The following is a 15,813-nucleotide window of genomic DNA, read 5'->3' as shown; positions in this document are numbered from 1 at the left end:
GGTTGGTGGTTACTGTGTCAGGAGTGGGGGTATCTTTATAAAAAAGAAACAACCACTCCTGAAACTTCATGTTTGCTCTATACTTGATTATCTGGAAAAACCCATATACACATAGTAAAGATATCGATATAACGATATGGACGTCTTATTATGATGAATGATGAAATGCTGTGGCTTATAGCCCCGGTTGAAGCCACGCGGCAGCTTTGACAGTTCGGCCAGATGTTTAATGGACGGTCTTGCCACTAGATTGATCAAAGCCGCCGGGGTAGTGCTGTCCGGCTGCCTCACACTGTTTAAAAAATCGGTGATCTCTTGTGCTGTCTTGATTCCGATTCCGTGTCCAAAATACATCTCATTCCCCATCACAATGGCATTTTCTCCTCTCCACCAAGGAGTTTCCGGATGATAGTCGGGATTATTGAAATAGGCAACATCCCCAGGTATAAGGTGTTTGGTCAGAAGGGATTGGACACCAAGGTCGACGTCAGTGTGCCAGCTGTATAAGTAGAGATTTGGGAATAACTGATTAAACAGCTTTTCACCAATAGTCATCAGCGCAGCGTGATAATAGATCATAATCATTGCAGTGGCACATTCATAGGCATACAGGGAACTATTTTTGAAAATATCTCGAATAGCAGCAGCCGGCTCGACGTCATCCCTCAACTGGAAGGCACCTTTAGTTGTCATCATCCAGTAATCCGGATTCCCCACGGATCCTGCGAAGGTCTCGAACCGGGCATCCCCTTGACTCATCAGCTCCGCACTCGAAATGATATTCTTCCTGAAGGTAAGCTCAAATTGCAGTTCTTCCATTGATTCATAGGAGTGGATATCCGGGTCATCCATCAATGATTGGGCAATCATTGCATGCGTGCTTCCGTCTGGCCACAGGTCGGTTTGTTCGAAGGGTTTTCCTGATAGTTGTATCATGGTATTCCTCTTTTCATGGTGGCGTTGTATCTAGGATATTCGGGAGGTGGGCGATTGTGAACAAAAAAGCCACATCTCCTAATTGGAAATGCGGCCCCCGCTTAAAAATCGTATTCATCTAATATCTTTTTCGTAATCAGGCTATATCCTTTTTCATTGGGATGTAGTGCATCACTGAAGTAATCGGTTGATTTTTCTTGGAAAAGCTCATTCGTTGAAATGAACTTGATATTCTCATAGTCATCCACGATTGCCTGGCTTTTCTCGTTCCATTCGACAATTTCATCTTCTATTTCCTGTGAGTCGGGATAGGGATTATAGAGTCCGAGGAACAGAATTGGTACATCTTTATTTTCCTCACGGATAATTCCCAGGATTCTTTTGAGGTTGCGTTCATAGTCGGCTTGGCCTGCTGCAATCCTCTCTTCATTGATTTCCCTCAGGTCGCCGCCGTTACTCTCTATTAAATCATTCGTTCCTATAAATAAAGTGACATAATCTGCATCTTTCAGGTCACTTCTCACTTTTGATTTCTTTACCTGCTGCAGTAGCCCGTCCGTCTGCTGGTCAGGGATTCCATGATTCTCTACAGTGATTATGGCATTCTTTTCTTCCTTCAATTGTTTTTCCAAGTTTTCAACAAAACCCTCGCCGGATTCATCACCGACCCCATGGGTGAGAGAATCTCCAAGTGAGACCATTTTCTCGGATTCATTGGGAACAGATAGAGCTTTATTCCGTTGGGATAAATTTAAGACACCGACCGCAATCAGGACGACTACGGCCAAGGCGGTGACAAAGATGATGCTTTTTTTCATGATGAGCCTCCTTGTGATAGTGTAGTTTTCCCTGTGGGGTGGGTTGTTAAACTTTTTGGTGGGAGAGGGGGATGATAGTTTGGGTTGAGACCACGATAAAGCAAAAAGCAGGAAATGACGGTCTCAAAACCCCAGGTTGAGACCACGATAAAGCCAAAAGCAGGAAATGGTGGTCTCAAAAGCCCCGATTGAGACCACGATAAAGCCAAAAGCAGGAAATGGTGGTCTCAAAAGCCCCGATTGAGACCGCGATAACAAAAAGCAGGAAATGGTGGTCTCAAAAGCCCCGATTGAGACCATGATAAAGCCAAAAGCAGGAAATGGTGGTCTCAAAAGCCTCGCTTGAGACCACGATAAAGCAAAAACAAGAAAATGGTGGTCTCAAAAGCCAGAAACAAGTATTATTCAGGATTAAGGGTTTACATAATATGAACTTTTACCATGATTCATCTTAATATAATGCTCTGAAAGTGTTTTTCTAATTGTTTTTTTGTCTTTTATGATCTTACACCAATCATGAACTAGATTAGTAGTAATTTTCACCTCAGGGAAAAGTAACCGCAGTTCCTTAATGCTTCTAGTTATGGCCGTTTTATTAACTTCAATACCACCGCATTCATGACAAAGCAAATATGTTTTTTTGAAAGTAGCATAGAATGTATGACATGTCGGACAGATGATCCCTTTCTCCAACCCTCCGTACTGGTATTCCGGCATCCGACTGTATGGATTATCTTCCATATGAAGTGTAAGCAATTGTTTCGCCAGTTTCCTATGTGACGCCTTCAGAGCGGGAAATCTGCTTTTCAATTTTTCTCTAAACCGACTCAGCTGTGATGGGAAAATGATAGGTTGATCGGCTGGCGCCTGATAAGCCTGAAAATTCGGGTTTATAAAGACAAGATGGGCTTCTATGGGGAAGGGGTACCCGAGTTCTTGAAGTAGTTGTCGCAATAAGGATTCGGTTCTTTTTAATTGTAGTAAAGGATTTTTTATTTCTTTTCGCCCGGTTCCGATTGCATACCATTTCTCGTCATCGATGATAAAATCGCCTTCAAAGTTTTTCACTTCGAAAAGGTGAAGAGTGTTAGAGAATTGAAACAAGGAGTCTATTTGAAAGATAGTATTTTTATATTCCAATAGTAGGTCGTTGAGAATTAGATTGTTTTCATTTGAAACTTCCTTCATATACTCGTCAAACATGATTTCCCCACGATAGCCTTTATCGAGATTGTGGAAATTGGCGGAATCGGTGGCATTCAAGACCGAACGGGCATTTAATGTTTTTAAGATGGTCAATTCGAGCGGTTCGCTTCGCTGTTTTATGAGCATAAGACATCTCCTCTTTAAACGAATGTGCTAGTGTAAAGGTCTGTAACAGAGGAAAGCAGGTACGATTTGGATTCTTGCGGATATACAGCTGAAGTGAAAATCCAGTCCCAAGTGTCCTGGCTGTATTGTTTACCTATTGTGCCAGATAGCAGGAGATGTGGTTGAATGAGCTTTACAGGAAGACCTTTAAAGTAATAATATTTCTCCGTTTCACAGCACTTGGCAACCGTATAATTCCCCATGACACCAGTGACTTCAAACAAGCCTTCTTCTGTAACGGAATAGCTATTCAGGCGGTTTTCCGATTCGTAAACAGCACGTTTGTAGTCCCAGTCTTTATCATGGAAATCTCCCCAATGGCTTTCATAGAGAGAATTAATTACTTTCTCACATAACTTCAGATCTGTTTCATAGGCATGGATGCGTGAATGGATCTTTTTTAGAAAAGAGCCTTTTTGGTGTTTTTTGAGCCAGACAGCAAACTTCTTCAGCTCGTGCAGGAGAGTCCCCACTTCATTTTGTTGAGCCGATAGGCGGATAGAATGGACGAAATAGGTGGAAATCAATTCATCCCAGAAGCTAAATGTGCAATCTTTCCAGGAGTTTAATTTTCCCTGGTCGTTCTTTTGGTATAGAAAAAAAGAAAAAGGCTGGAGGAATTTATATGTGTCGTCACTTATCGATGAGGAGTCCTTTACATATGCAACCAGATCCTTCCCATAGAAGAGGAGATGTCCGCGCATCGGCATTTTGAATTTTGATGCAATTTCCACGTTTTCAATGAAATCTTTCCGCTCTTTTTCATTGGCAAGCGGGGCGCTGAAGACTCGGACGTTAGGAGAGTTTCGACAACAGGAGATAAATGTTTTTCCGCTGCCACAGGGGCAAAGTAGTGTGTTTAACATGAAATGATCAGCCAACTTTCTCTTGTATATTTTACTAGGGGAAGGAATTTCTTGGAGTGTAACAAGATTATAAAAAACAAGCAGATTTTTGTCACATAGACAAAATGATATTTTAATAGGAAAAAGACAAAAAATACCCCCGAAAACACCTATTAAAAGACGTTTTTGAGGGCAATCCACTATCCAAAATTCAATGATTAAGAACTAGACTCTACGGGCTTGGAGCACTACGTCTTCTCCATCGCAACCGCCTCCAGCAAAAAGTCCGCAATATGCACGGCCCTCATCACACCGGAAAGACCCTCACGCTCAATCCCAAGCTTCATCTGCAGCAGGCATCCGGGGTTCGCGGTCACAATGGTTGTCGCCTGGCTTTCCGCCACCTTTTCCATCTTGTGGTCAAGGATTTGCATCGACATTTCCGATTCCACGATATTGTAGATACCGGCGGATCCGCAGCAACGGTCGGCATCTTTCATCTCGATGAACGTTGCACCGTCGATAGCCTGAAGGAGCATCCGCGGTTGCAGGAATGTTCCCTGTACATTCTTCAAATGACAGGAATCCTGATACGTCACCTTTTGGGGGCGCACTCGCAAATCCATTTTCTTATGAAACTCCAACTCTACTAATATGGCGGACATATCCTTGATTTTATCTTTAAACGCCACCGCGCGAGGATACCAGTCCGCGTCATCCTTCAACAGATGGTCATAGTCTACGAGAAACGCCCCGCAGCCCCCGGCGTTGGTGATGATGTAATCGACTTCAGAATCTTCAAAGGCGGCAATATTGCGTTTTGCCAATGACTTAGCGCCGCTCTTTTCGCCGCTATGACCATGAAGGGCACCGCAGCAAGCCTGACTATCTGGAATGACGATGTCACAGCCGGCATGCTGTAGGAGCTTCATCGTTGCATTATTGGTGTCCAAAAACATCGTGTCCATCAGACAGCCGGAAAAGAAGGCGACCTTTTTTCTCTTTTCCACAATCGAAGGCAGAAAAGAGGGACGATCCTTCATTTTCTTCATGCTCGGAACCTGTGGAAGCACTCGCTCCATCGTTGCCATACTCTCTGGGAAAAGCTTCATCATCCCGGATTTCTGCACCACCTTTTGGACCCCGGAACGCTGATAGATCCCAAGCATCCCAGTCATCATGCGCATCCGGTTCTGGTGAGGGAAGAGGCCGTTAAAAAAAGTTTTCCGAAGCACCCTGACAGGAAGGGAATGCTTCTTGTGCTGGTTGATGATATCACGCGCCTCTTCCAGGAGGTGGCCGTATTTGACACCGGAAGGACAGACAGGCTCACAGGCGCGGCAGCCAAGGCAAAGGTCGAGAGTGCGTTCGACATCCTCATCAGGCTCGATCAGCCCATCGACGACACCCTTCATTAACGCAATCCGTCCGCGGGGGAAAGGGACTCTTTGAATCCGGATTCTACATAGGTGGGACACGATGGCAGGCAAAATCCGCAGCGCATGCAGTTCAATAGCTCATCTTCATCCATGCGCTTCTGGAACTCAGACTGGATGACCTGTTTTTCTTTTGCTGTCGTCATCGGGAAATCACCACCCGTTTGCGGGATTCTTTTGCAAATACCTTGCCTGGGTTCATGATGTTGTTCGGATCGAAGGCCTGCTTCACAAGCTTCATTGCCGCAATTCCTTCCGCCCCAAGCTTCCACTCGAGATATGGCGCCTTCATCACGCCAACTCCATGCTCTCCGGTAATCGTTCCGCCAAGGTCGATGGCAGCTGCAAAGATTTCTTCAAAAGCCGCTTCGACACGCTCCATTTCCTCATGATCCCTTGCATCGGTCGGCACAGTGGGATGGAGGTTTCCGTCTCCGGCATGGCCGAATGTACAGATCTTGACGTTGTGGCGCACGGCGATTTCATTGATCGCCTTAACCATTTTTGCAATCTCGGAGCGAGGCACCGTCGCATCCTCCAAAATCGTCGTCGGCTTCAGTCGTGCAAGGGCGGAGAGGGCGGAGCGGCGGGCAGTCCGCAATGCTTCCGCTTCGATTTCCGTTTCTGCCACCTGAACGGATACAGCCTGCTCCTGAAGACAGATGTCCTGGATCTTTTTCATGTCCCGATCCACGACTTCCAATGGACCGTCCTGTTCAATCAACAGCACCGCTTTTACATCGGTAGGCAAGCCGATTTTCGCAAAATCCTCGACCACTTCCAATGTCGGCTGATCCAGGAACTCGAGTGTTGTCGGAATGATCTGGTTCGAAATGATCTTCGAAACGGTCTTCGCCGCAGCTTCAATATCCTGATACAAGGCAAGCATCGTCTTTTTCGTCTCCGGCATCGGCACAAGCTTCAAGGTTGCCTCCGTTATCACGCATAAAGTTCCCTCTGAACCTACAAAAAGGCGGGTCAGGTCATAGCCTGCCACATCCTTCGCAAGCTTCCCGCCGGTCCGGATGATATCACCGTTAGGAAGAACCGCCTCCAATGCCAGCACATAATCACGTGTGACGCCGTACTTCAGGCCGCGAAGCCCGCCGGAGTTTTCATTGATATTGCCGCCGATCGTCGAGATTTTCATCGAGCTCGGGTCAGGAGGATAGAAAAGACCTTTTGCCTCCACGGCATGAATCATATCGAGCGTCACCACACCTGGCTGGACCGTTACCGTCAGGTTCTCCTCATCGATTTCGAGAATCTGGTTCATCTGGGTAAAAAGAAGAACAATTCCACCCTCTGTCGGACAGGTCCCTGCGCACAGATTTGTTCCGGAGCCTCGTGGTACTAAAGGAATGCGGTTTTCATTGCATAGCTTCACAATCTGGGAAACTTCCTCCGCATTGCGGGGTACAATCACTGCATCGGGCATCGACTGGAAGTTTGGCGTGGCGTCATAGGAATACACGAGCTTCTCTGCTGCACTATCCCGGTAGTTGTCCGCACTGACTATTTGAATGAACTGATCTTTTAAGCTTTTTGAAATCATTTGAATCAACCTCCTCATCGGTCATATCTTTCTTTCATCATATAAAAAAAAGAACCCTTTCTCTATGTGTTTTTATCCAAAGAAAAAGGGTTTTCATTCGTTTTATTTTGTATATTCATCCAAAAAGAGAAGCGATAGATACAAAGAGCTCAGATCGCGTACTTCCTTCAGGTTCAAATTCGTGAGCGTTTCAAATTTTTTCAGCCTGTAGTGCAGCGTGTTGATATGAATATGCAATTCGGCGGCGGTTTCTTTCAGGGAAGAGTGCTTATCCAAGTAGGCGTGAATCGTTTCCATCAGTTCCTGTTCCCCTAGGACCTGATGGAGGATACGTTCAGAAAATTCCTTCTTGATGGACGTTGGGATGGATTGCAGGATCATTTCCAGGCGCAGGTTCTCTTCCAGAACAATGGGGTTGTCGAAATTGCAAACTTCCAAGGCCCTTTCTGCTTCCAGATAGGACTCCTTTACTGATGACAGGGTGCTGTCTTTTCCTGCTCCCATAAATACTGATGTAGCAGCGAGCTTTTCCAGTATCATTCGCATTTTTTCCAATAAAGGCAGGATGGCAGTTTTTCGTTTTTCCAATAAAAGAATCATCCGGTTATGCCCCCATTGAACAAGGATATCGTCGTCACTCAGGCCGAGATCCTGTTCTGAGAAATTCCATCGTTTCGGCTGCAGCATGGTACTGTCACCTTGAAATTCGAATAAAACCACCTGTCGGCTTACCTCCATATTGACCCCGAGAACCTCTGCCCGCTTTTGGAAAGCGGAAGATGGCCCGTCCTTTAGCAGCCAATCAAACACAAAGGTTTCAAGCGATCTTGCCTCCCATTCGAACTGGTCCTGATAGTAGTTTTCCGAGATAAGAAGCTCGGTCATCTTTTTGATCAGTTCTCCATAGGGCAATACTTTTTCAGGTGTACCCGTAATGCCGATCACTCCGACAACCTTTTGCTGGTGAAAGAGGGGAAGTGTAATTCCGGCTTTCACGCCTGCGAGCATCGCTTCATCTGAAGAGCTGATAATTTTCATTTCCTTTTGCGAAGCAGCGATAAATGCACCCTCATGGTAGTTTCCGATTCTCGCAGGATCGGTGCTTGCAATGATGGTGCCGGATGTATCGACCATGATCAGGTCTTCTTCTATAAAACTCTTGATTTCCCTTATTATTTTTTTGGAAAGAGATGTTCGAAGCACTTGATTCTCCTCCTATTAATATTCAACTATCATGCTCCTATCACTAAGGACAGATTCCTCTCTAGCATACCAAATGTAGGATGAGATTCATCTTCTTTTTTTCAGCTATCATGATAAGATTACTATAAAAGTAAACGCTTTCTGATAGAGGGGAGTTTTTGGGATGAAGGTAAGTTTATTCGCAACATGCCTTGTGGATATGTTCCAGACGAATGTCGGAAAGGCAACAGTTGAGGTGCTCGAGAGATACGGTTGTGAGGTGGATTTTCCAGAAGGGCAGATCTGTTGTGGGCAGCCTGCCTATAATAGCGGCTATGTGAAAGAGTCGAAGGAAGCCATGAAAAGGATGATCCGCACATTCGAGAGGTCAGCTTATGTGGTCACCCCATCCGGATCCTGTGCCGTGATGTTCAAGGAATATCCCCATGTTTTCAAGGATGACCCGGTCTGGAAAGAGAAGGCCGAGAAGCTGGCTGCCAAAACGTACGAGTTCACACAGTTCCTTGTACAGGTGTTGAAGGTGGAGGACGTCGGTGCAAAGCTTTCGGGCCGTGCCACCTATCACACAAGCTGTCATATGACGAGATTGCTGGGTGTAAAGGATGAGCCGATGAAGCTGCTCGCAAAGGTCGAGGGATTGGAATTCACGCCACTGCCGAATGCCCATAACTGTTGTGGATTCGGCGGGACATTTTCCGTGAAAATGGGCAATATCTCCGAGCAGATGGTTGATGAAAAGGTTCACCATATTGAAGAAGTGCAGGCGGATTATCTCATTGGAGCGGATTGCGGCTGCCTCATGAATATCGGCGGACGTTCAAAGCGTCTCGAAAAGCAGGTAAGAGTGATGCATATTGCTGAAGTGTTAAATAGTCGTTAAGGGAGGAGGGGAAGAAAAATGCCATTGAAAATAGGAAACGAATCGTTTAAGGACAGAACGAAAAAAGGCATTGACGACCAGTTCATGCGCGGCGCGGTGGCAAGTGCCCAGGAACGGCTTCGTACGAGAAAGATAGAGTCGACCGTCGATCTTGGCGACTGGGAGGAGTGGCGTTCGCACGGCGAAGAGATCCGTCAGCACGTACTCGATAATATCGATTATTATTTGCATGAACTAAGTGAAAATGTGGCGAAACGCGGTGGGCATGTCTTTTTCGCGAAAACAGCCGAAGAGGCAAACAAGTATATCCAGGACGTGGCGAAGCGTAAAAACGCTCGAAAAGTCGTCAAGTCCAAGTCAATGGTAACTGAAGAGATATCGATGAACGAAGCGTTGGTAGCGGTCGGGTGTGAAGTGATCGAAACGGACCTGGGGGAATACATTCTGCAAGTGGATGACCATGACCCGCCATCCCATATCGTGGCGCCTGCCTTGCACAAAAACAAGCAGCAGATCAGGGACGTTTTCCGCGAAAAGCTAGCCTACCAGAAGACTGAAAAGCCGGAGGAACTTGCCTTGCATGCCCGTGAAATGCTGCGAAAGGAATTTCTCACAGCAGACATCGGAATCACCGGCTGCAATTTTGCCGTAGCGGAATCAGGTTCTATCAGTCTTGTGACCAATGAAGGAAACGCGAGATTAGTAACAGCCCTGCCGAAAACACAGATTACCGTGATGGGAATGGAGAGACTTGTTCCAACCTATGAGGAGCTTGAGGTCTTGGTCAGTCTCCTGACACGCAGTGCGGTGGGACAGAAGCTGACGAGCTATGTGACGACCTTAACAGGACCGCGGGAAGAAGGGGATGTCGATGGACCGGAAGAATTCCACCTGGTCATTATTGATAACGGCAGATCGAAAATACTCGGTACGGAATTCCAGTCCGTGCTGCAGTGCATCCGCTGCGCGGCCTGTATCAACGTTTGTCCTGTTTACCGGCATATAGGCGGTCATTCTTACGGCAGCATCTATCCTGGTCCGATCGGGGCGGTCTTGACACCATTGCTGGACGGCTATGACGACCACAAGGAGCTGCCATATGCTTCGACACTTTGTGCAGCCTGTACGGAAGCATGTCCGGTAAAAATACCACTTCATGACCTGCTACACAAGCATCGACAAAAAATAGTTGAAAAGGAAGGGCGTGCTCCCATTTCCGAAAAGCTTGCCATGAAAGCGTTCGGCCTGGGTGCAGCTTCACCTCTCATGTATAAGGTCGGCTCCAAGCTGGCACCGTCCGCCCTGAATCCTTTTACCGTCGATGCTTCGATATCTAAGGGGCCAGGCCCCCTAAAAAGCTGGACGGCAATCAGGGAATTCCCGGCACCGGACAAAAAACGATTCCGTGACTGGTTCGATGAGCGTGAAAAAGGAGGGAAATCTAATGAACGGAACGATTCATAACAGGGACACCTTTTTATCGACCATCTCAAAGAGCCTTGGCAGGCCGGTTCGAAAAGAAGGTGTGGTGCGCCCGGTGTGGAAACATCAGCCACAGTGGAAGGTTTTGAAGGACGTCTCACAGGATGAGCTCGTCGAGGTCCTGAAGAAGCAGTGTGCGCATATACATACCGATTTTGTAGAAACATCGTCTGCTTTGCTGGCTGATACATTGAGGCAGGTCGTAGACGGATATGGTGGCGGCCAGGTCATCACATGGGATGATCCGCGTTTTGAGGAGTTTGGCTTGAGGGAGGAAATGGCTTCTGATGGAATGAATGTACATGTGTGGGACCCTGCAATCGGGGAAGAAAACATTGTCGTGGCAGAACGCTCCAATGTCGGCATCACCTTCAGCGACCAGACGCTCGCAGAATCCGGAACAGTGGTCCTTTTCAGTGGAGGTGGAAAAGGCAGATCTGTGAGCTTATTGCCGGCCACCTACATTGCCATTATTCCGAAAAGCACGATTGTCCCTCGGATCACACAGGCTGCCCACGCCATTCATACCCGTGTGGTGGCGGGGGAAAAAATACCAAGCTGCATCAACTTCATTAGCGGTCCGAGCAACTCGGCTGATATTGAGATGAATCTGGTGGTCGGGGTGCATGGGCCGATTAAGGCTACCTATATTGTGGTGGGGGATAAGTAGGAATGGGTTACATCACTCCGTTCCAAGTAAAAAAGAGGACCAAGAAAATGGTCCTCTTTGTCGTCGTATACTGCCATCAGTGGTACATCAATAGTTAAGATATTTAATAACTGCCATTTCCTTACCGAACCTATCACCATTATCAATAAATCCCAGACTTGAATATAATTTATGTGCGCCAAAATTATCAGGATGATAACCTACAACAATTTTTTGTGCATGTGGTAGTTTAGCCATCTCTGAAATCATTAAATCAGTCGCCGCTTTTCCGATACCCCTGCCTTGGAATTTTTTATCCACCATTATTCTATACACCCAATAACCATCAAGTTCTTCTTGAACAGAATTGTACATTAAAAAACCGACTGCTTTATCCTCGAAGTATATGGCAAATGGTTTTAATGTAGGTTCAAACTTAGATTGAGCAATGGATACAGCATTTGGAACCATGTATTCTTTTTGTTCTGTTGATACCTCTAATTCACAACATTCATACCAGTTATCTGCATTTAATTCTACAATTTTTACATTCTTCATACTCATAATTTTCCCCTTTTAAATTCGGGGAAACGCATAACAATAGTGTTATTTAGGCGCTATCCCCTTGTAATCATCAATAATGAAAATTCGTATGTTTGACATAATGAACGCCTTCTACAACGATTTATGCCTCTAATTCATATTGAATTAGAGGCACTATTTAATAATACAATAATTTTCTTGTAAATTCCTTTAATTTAAAATAATCACTTAAATTAAGGGTTCTTCAAATTCAAAAGGGTATGACTTCACGGACAGCAGGTACTCAATCCGTCCAAACCTCCGCCTCACTGCCAGCCTTCTCATAATAACGAATCGCTGAAGGGGAGAGTTTCAGCAATAGATACTCCGGATCATCGGGGCTTTTGATCCATTCGGAAAGCTTATCGTCCCAGAACTTGTTTTTCAGCTCCTGACTTTCTTCCAGCGTTGCCTCCGCCTCGATTTCCGCATACGGCTCATTCCAGCTAGTGTTTTCCATCCCGAGCAGTATATGCACATGGGGATTGGCTTTGATGTCCTCGATTTTATGTGTGTGCTGATTGGTCGCGGTGTAGAGGGTCAGGTCCTCATGGAAAAAGATCATAAAACGGGAATATGGACGATTCCCCCTGATGGTTGCCAAGGTACCTACTTTATGGTTACTGAACATTCTCGATAGTTTATTTTTCAAGGCTTCACTCATGTTGTATCTCACCTTTCTCATTCGTCGTTTCATGGTTAATGTGTCATATTTTTTTATTTTTTAATCAAGAATGTATTTGGAATCAGGCAATAAAAGTAGGAAGGTGGGTATATTATTAGAATCTGAAAAGAAAAAGAGGGTGAGATCTTGTATAAGATATTTTTACTTATGATTGCAGTGGGATTGCCTTTAAGTATTCTTGGTAATTTCCTGCACTGGCCTGTCGTCATGATGTTTATCATCTTCAGTTTGACAATCGTGGCCTTGGCAGGATATATGGGGCGTGCCACAGAAAGCATCGCCATCCATACCGGTCCGAGGATCGGCGGACTCATCAATGCTACTTTCGGAAATGCAGTGGAACTGATTATTGCCTTTTTCGCCTTAAAAGCAGGATTGATTACAGTTGTTCTCGCTTCCCTGACAGGGTCTGTTCTGGGAAACCTCCTTTTGGTAATGGGTTTATCCTTTTTTGTTGGGGGATTGAAATTTAAAAGGCAGAAATTTAACGTGTTTGATGCACGGCATAATTCCGGGCTGCTTGTTTTTGCTGTACTGGTAGCGTTTGTTATTCCGGAGGTTTTTGCACAGGAGATGGGGGCAAGGGATACGTTCACCTTCAGTGTGGGCATATCAGTAATATTGATTCTCCTGTACTTGGCGGCCCTGTTCTTTAAACTCGTTACCCATCGAGGGGTTTATCAGAGTGACCATGCAGAAGGGGCGGGTCACGATGAGGAAGTGGCGGAATGGAGCAAAGGAAAGGCAATTCTGATCCTGCTTCTTGCTACGCTAGCGGTTGCGTATGTATCGGAAAGCCTTGTTCATACGTTTGAAGAGGTGGGAGAAGCGTTCGGCTGGTCCGAGTTGTTCATCGGGGTCATCGTCGTAGCCATTGTCGGTAATGCAGCAGAGCATGCATCAGCCATCATCATGGCCTATAAAAATAAGATGGACATCGCGGTCGAAATTGCAGTGGGATCGACCTTGCAAATTGCGATGTTTGTCGCACCGGTTCTCGTATTGGTATCGATATTTTTCCCAACGCAGATGCCATTGGTTTTCACCTTACCTGAGCTTATTGCCATGGTCACGGCAGTATTGTTGGCCATCGTCATCTCGAACGATGGAGAAACCAACTGGTTCGAGGGAGCAACCATTCTTGCAGCGTACTTGATTATGGGGATTGGATTCTTCTTTTTGTAGAAGGGACAAAAAAAGACTCTGTGCTGGTAGGCTCTGCACAGAGTCTTAAAAATGTAGGACAAACAAGAACATTCTAAGTACGCATTTTAGGAGGTAAAACATAATAAACTAAGGAATGAAAAGCTTTGTAAGTAGGGGGAGATCCCTCCTTCACTCTTGGTTGTAGGGGCTTTTATTCCCTCCTTCATTATAGGGTTAGTATACTATATAAGCCGAATCTTGTAAATATTCTGATTTATTTTATCTTTTTTTCTTTTTCATATTTAAAGAGTTCTTGGATTACAATGGTAAGAGCAAGGACAAGTTTTATTATGAAGGAGAAATTGTTTTGATTATTCGGGTATTATTTTATTTAATTGGATTATTCATCTTATCCTTTGGTGTAAGCTTAACCATAAAATCGAATCTTGGAGCGGGAGCCTGGGATGCTCTGAACGTTGGTTTATCCCAGACAATCGGATTGACAGTAGGAAGCTGGGTATTTATCGTCGGAATCATTCTGATCATCGTGAACGCCTTTCTTGGTAAGAAGAGACCTGATTACTTGGCGGTCATCACGATATTTCTAGTCGGAACATTCATCGACTTTGTGCTTCTCTTTTTGCTGGAGGCATGGCTACCGGTAAATACGGTGGTTCGCTTCATCACGTTATTGGGTGGGGTTGTGGCACTATCTATAGGGATTGCCATCTATCTGCAGGCCAAATTTCCGCTGGTACCTATCGATAATCTGATGGTATCCCTGCAGGAACGCTTCCACATCAAACTGATGACGGCAAAAACACTTGGGGAGATATTAGCTTTGATTTTTGCTTTTATTTTCAAAGGGCCAATTGGAATTGGAACGCTAATCATCACGTTCGGCATCGGACCGATGATTCAAGTGTTCTTCCCAAGTGTGGAAAGAGTGTATAAAAAACTGAGACACGAGAGCTGAGGGCTTTCGTGTTTTTTGTTTTTTACTTGGGAGAACCTTGGAGCTGAAATTGGAAGCGTGAGGATAATGAAGAGTTATGTGAGAATAGGTGCGAGTTACGGGAGAATAATAAAGCTCTACGTGAAGATATACAGGAGTTGCGTGAGAATAAACCCGAGTTGAGTGAAGATATCCATAAAATTAAGTTCCAAAAAGTATATAACATCAAAGGGCCCCACTAAATTAAGACACTAAAATGTGAAATTCCCCCTCTTTTTCTAAAAAATATCCCCAAGCGTGGATAATCTCAAAAGGGTTCGAAAATGATAACAGTACAAAGATTATTTTAGTGAATGAAAGGGGTATTACAGCATGCGAATCCTTCAACTACTTTTCATCCTGGTACTTTCTTTCGGCCTTGTAACTGGTGCACATGCACAACAAGCGACGAAAGGGAAAACAGATGATAAGGCGATCGTGGTACCGAATTCCGTTTTGGATATTTCAAAGGACAATACGTATCCGAACCCTGCCGAAGATGTGCCGTATCTGCAGCCAAGTGAGCTGACGCAAGAACTAATTGATTCTTCCAATGTAAAAATTGAAAACCCGAACTTGATCAAGATTATGAACGAGTCCAGCATCAACCCATCTCCGGTTGCAATCGGCTATCGTGCGACCATCTATCTCGGACAATGGCCGCTGTATTATGAATCCAATGAGACGAATGTGAACTGGGAATACCAGAAAATCAACACCAACTATGCCGATAACCGTGGTGGAAATATGCCACAGCAGATCTACTACCGCCAGGAAGCGCAGAAAAATGTAAAAGGCGGACTGACCTCAAAGGTTACAAGCTCTGAAGAAGTGAAGCAGATGATGATGCTAAAAGCGATGCAAAAAACGAAGCTTCCGTTATCCTTCCAGACCATCGTCGGTGCAGGAACGAAAAAGGATCAGATCTACAACATTCCGGTCAAAAAGCTCGGATACCTATATGCCTTCTCTCCGGCAGTGAACGAAAAAGGAAAAATCACATACGGAGAAGTGTACCTCGTGCTCAAAGGCAAAGAAATGAAAATCGTCGTCAAAAACGTCACATCCCAAGGAATTGGCGCATGGATCCCAGTGCAGGATCACGTTTCCTTCATCTTTGCAGCGTCTGATCGTCCACGATAATTAAAAAGGGGCCTGACCCCCACTGCGTTAGTGCTTTAATGCGGTGGGGGTCAGGCCCATATTGCGTTATTGCTTTAATGTGGCGGGG

Annotated in this window: 14 protein-coding genes and 1 pseudogene; 6 read left to right on the top strand and 9 right to left on the bottom strand. The window is 45.3% G+C overall.

Annotated elements, in window-relative coordinates; all coding sequences use genetic code 11:
- Positions 1-87: 87 nt before the first annotated feature.
- The 7 genes and pseudogenes from ABN702_RS16640 to ABN702_RS16610 form a co-directional block, all read right to left on the bottom strand.
- Positions 88-936 (bottom strand): protein-glutamine gamma-glutamyltransferase, encoded by an 849-nt coding sequence (locus ABN702_RS16640; protein WP_417897887.1) that lies wholly within the window; start codon positions 934-936, stop codon positions 88-90.
- A 101-nt stretch (positions 937-1,037) separates the two neighbouring features.
- On the bottom strand, positions 1,038-1,754 hold the full coding sequence (locus ABN702_RS16635) for a GDSL-type esterase/lipase family protein (RefSeq protein ID WP_417897886.1): 717 nt from the start codon (positions 1,752-1,754) through the stop codon (positions 1,038-1,040).
- A 411-nt stretch (positions 1,755-2,165) separates the two neighbouring features.
- Positions 2,166-3,086: a nuclease-related domain-containing protein gene (locus ABN702_RS16630; protein WP_417897885.1), complete on the bottom strand. Its 921-nt coding sequence runs from the start codon at positions 3,084-3,086 to the stop codon at positions 2,166-2,168.
- Positions 3,087-3,100: 14 nt separating this feature from the next.
- A complete protein-coding gene (locus ABN702_RS16625; protein WP_417897884.1) occupies positions 3,101-3,991 on the bottom strand; it encodes an SEC-C metal-binding domain-containing protein in 891 nt (296 codons plus the stop codon).
- A gap of 227 nt (positions 3,992-4,218) precedes the next feature.
- A pseudogene (locus tag ABN702_RS16620) lies at positions 4,219-5,552 on the bottom strand ((Fe-S)-binding protein).
- Positions 5,549-6,961, bottom strand: coding sequence for a glycolate oxidase subunit GlcD (gene glcD / locus ABN702_RS16615; protein ID WP_417897883.1), 1,413 nt, complete (start codon positions 6,959-6,961; stop codon positions 5,549-5,551). The pseudogene ABN702_RS16620 and the gene glcD overlap by 4 nt, the downstream one beginning before the upstream one ends.
- Before the next feature lie 102 nt (positions 6,962-7,063).
- Entirely contained in the window at positions 7,064-8,164 is a 1,101-nt protein-coding gene (locus ABN702_RS16610) for a CdaR family transcriptional regulator (RefSeq protein ID WP_417897882.1), read from the bottom strand.
- A gap of 163 nt (positions 8,165-8,327) precedes the next feature.
- On the opposite strand from ABN702_RS16610, the gene ABN702_RS16605 reads away from it, so the two are divergent.
- Genes ABN702_RS16605 through ABN702_RS16595 form a run of 3 tightly spaced genes read left to right on the top strand, consistent with a single transcriptional unit; the run spans position 8,328 to position 11,196 of the window.
- A complete protein-coding gene (locus ABN702_RS16605) occupies positions 8,328-9,044 on the top strand; it encodes a (Fe-S)-binding protein (protein WP_417897881.1) in 717 nt (238 codons plus the stop codon).
- 18 nt (positions 9,045-9,062) lie between these two features.
- Complete coding sequence (locus tag ABN702_RS16600; protein WP_417897880.1) at positions 9,063-10,508, top strand: LutB/LldF family L-lactate oxidation iron-sulfur protein; 1,446 nt, start codon at positions 9,063-9,065, stop codon at positions 10,506-10,508.
- Entirely contained in the window at positions 10,489-11,196 is a 708-nt protein-coding gene (locus ABN702_RS16595) for a LutC/YkgG family protein (protein ID WP_417897879.1), read from the top strand. Before ABN702_RS16600 ends, ABN702_RS16595 begins: the two co-directional genes overlap by 20 nt.
- A gap of 87 nt (positions 11,197-11,283) precedes the next feature.
- On the opposite strand, the gene ABN702_RS16590 is transcribed toward ABN702_RS16595, so the two are convergent.
- Together ABN702_RS16590 and ABN702_RS16585 are read right to left on the bottom strand one after the other, a co-directional pair.
- Positions 11,284-11,739, bottom strand: coding sequence for a GNAT family N-acetyltransferase (locus ABN702_RS16590; protein ID WP_417897878.1), 456 nt, complete (start codon positions 11,737-11,739; stop codon positions 11,284-11,286).
- A gap of 262 nt (positions 11,740-12,001) precedes the next feature.
- Positions 12,002-12,421 (bottom strand): pyridoxamine 5'-phosphate oxidase family protein, encoded by a 420-nt coding sequence (locus tag ABN702_RS16585; RefSeq protein ID WP_417897877.1) that lies wholly within the window; start codon positions 12,419-12,421, stop codon positions 12,002-12,004.
- 147 nt (positions 12,422-12,568) lie between these two features.
- Here ABN702_RS16585 and cax point away from each other — a divergent pair, with 147 nt between their 5' ends.
- From cax to ABN702_RS16570, 3 genes are all read left to right on the top strand, one after another.
- Positions 12,569-13,627 (top strand): calcium/proton exchanger, encoded by a 1,059-nt coding sequence (cax, locus tag ABN702_RS16580; RefSeq protein ID WP_417897876.1) that lies wholly within the window; start codon positions 12,569-12,571, stop codon positions 13,625-13,627.
- A gap of 328 nt (positions 13,628-13,955) precedes the next feature.
- Complete coding sequence (locus tag ABN702_RS16575) at positions 13,956-14,564, top strand: YczE/YyaS/YitT family protein (protein WP_417897875.1); 609 nt, start codon at positions 13,956-13,958, stop codon at positions 14,562-14,564.
- Positions 14,565-14,915: 351 nt separating this feature from the next.
- A complete protein-coding gene (locus tag ABN702_RS16570) occupies positions 14,916-15,725 on the top strand; it encodes a YfkD family protein (protein ID WP_417897874.1) in 810 nt (269 codons plus the stop codon).
- Positions 15,726-15,813 lie beyond the last annotated feature (88 nt).

This window comes from Bacillus haimaensis (assembly GCF_048270625.1).
Taxonomy (GTDB): Bacteria; Bacillota; Bacilli; order Bacillales; family Bacillaceae_I; genus Sutcliffiella_A; species Sutcliffiella_A haimaensis.
This window is presented reverse-complemented; position numbering and strand designations above follow the sequence as displayed.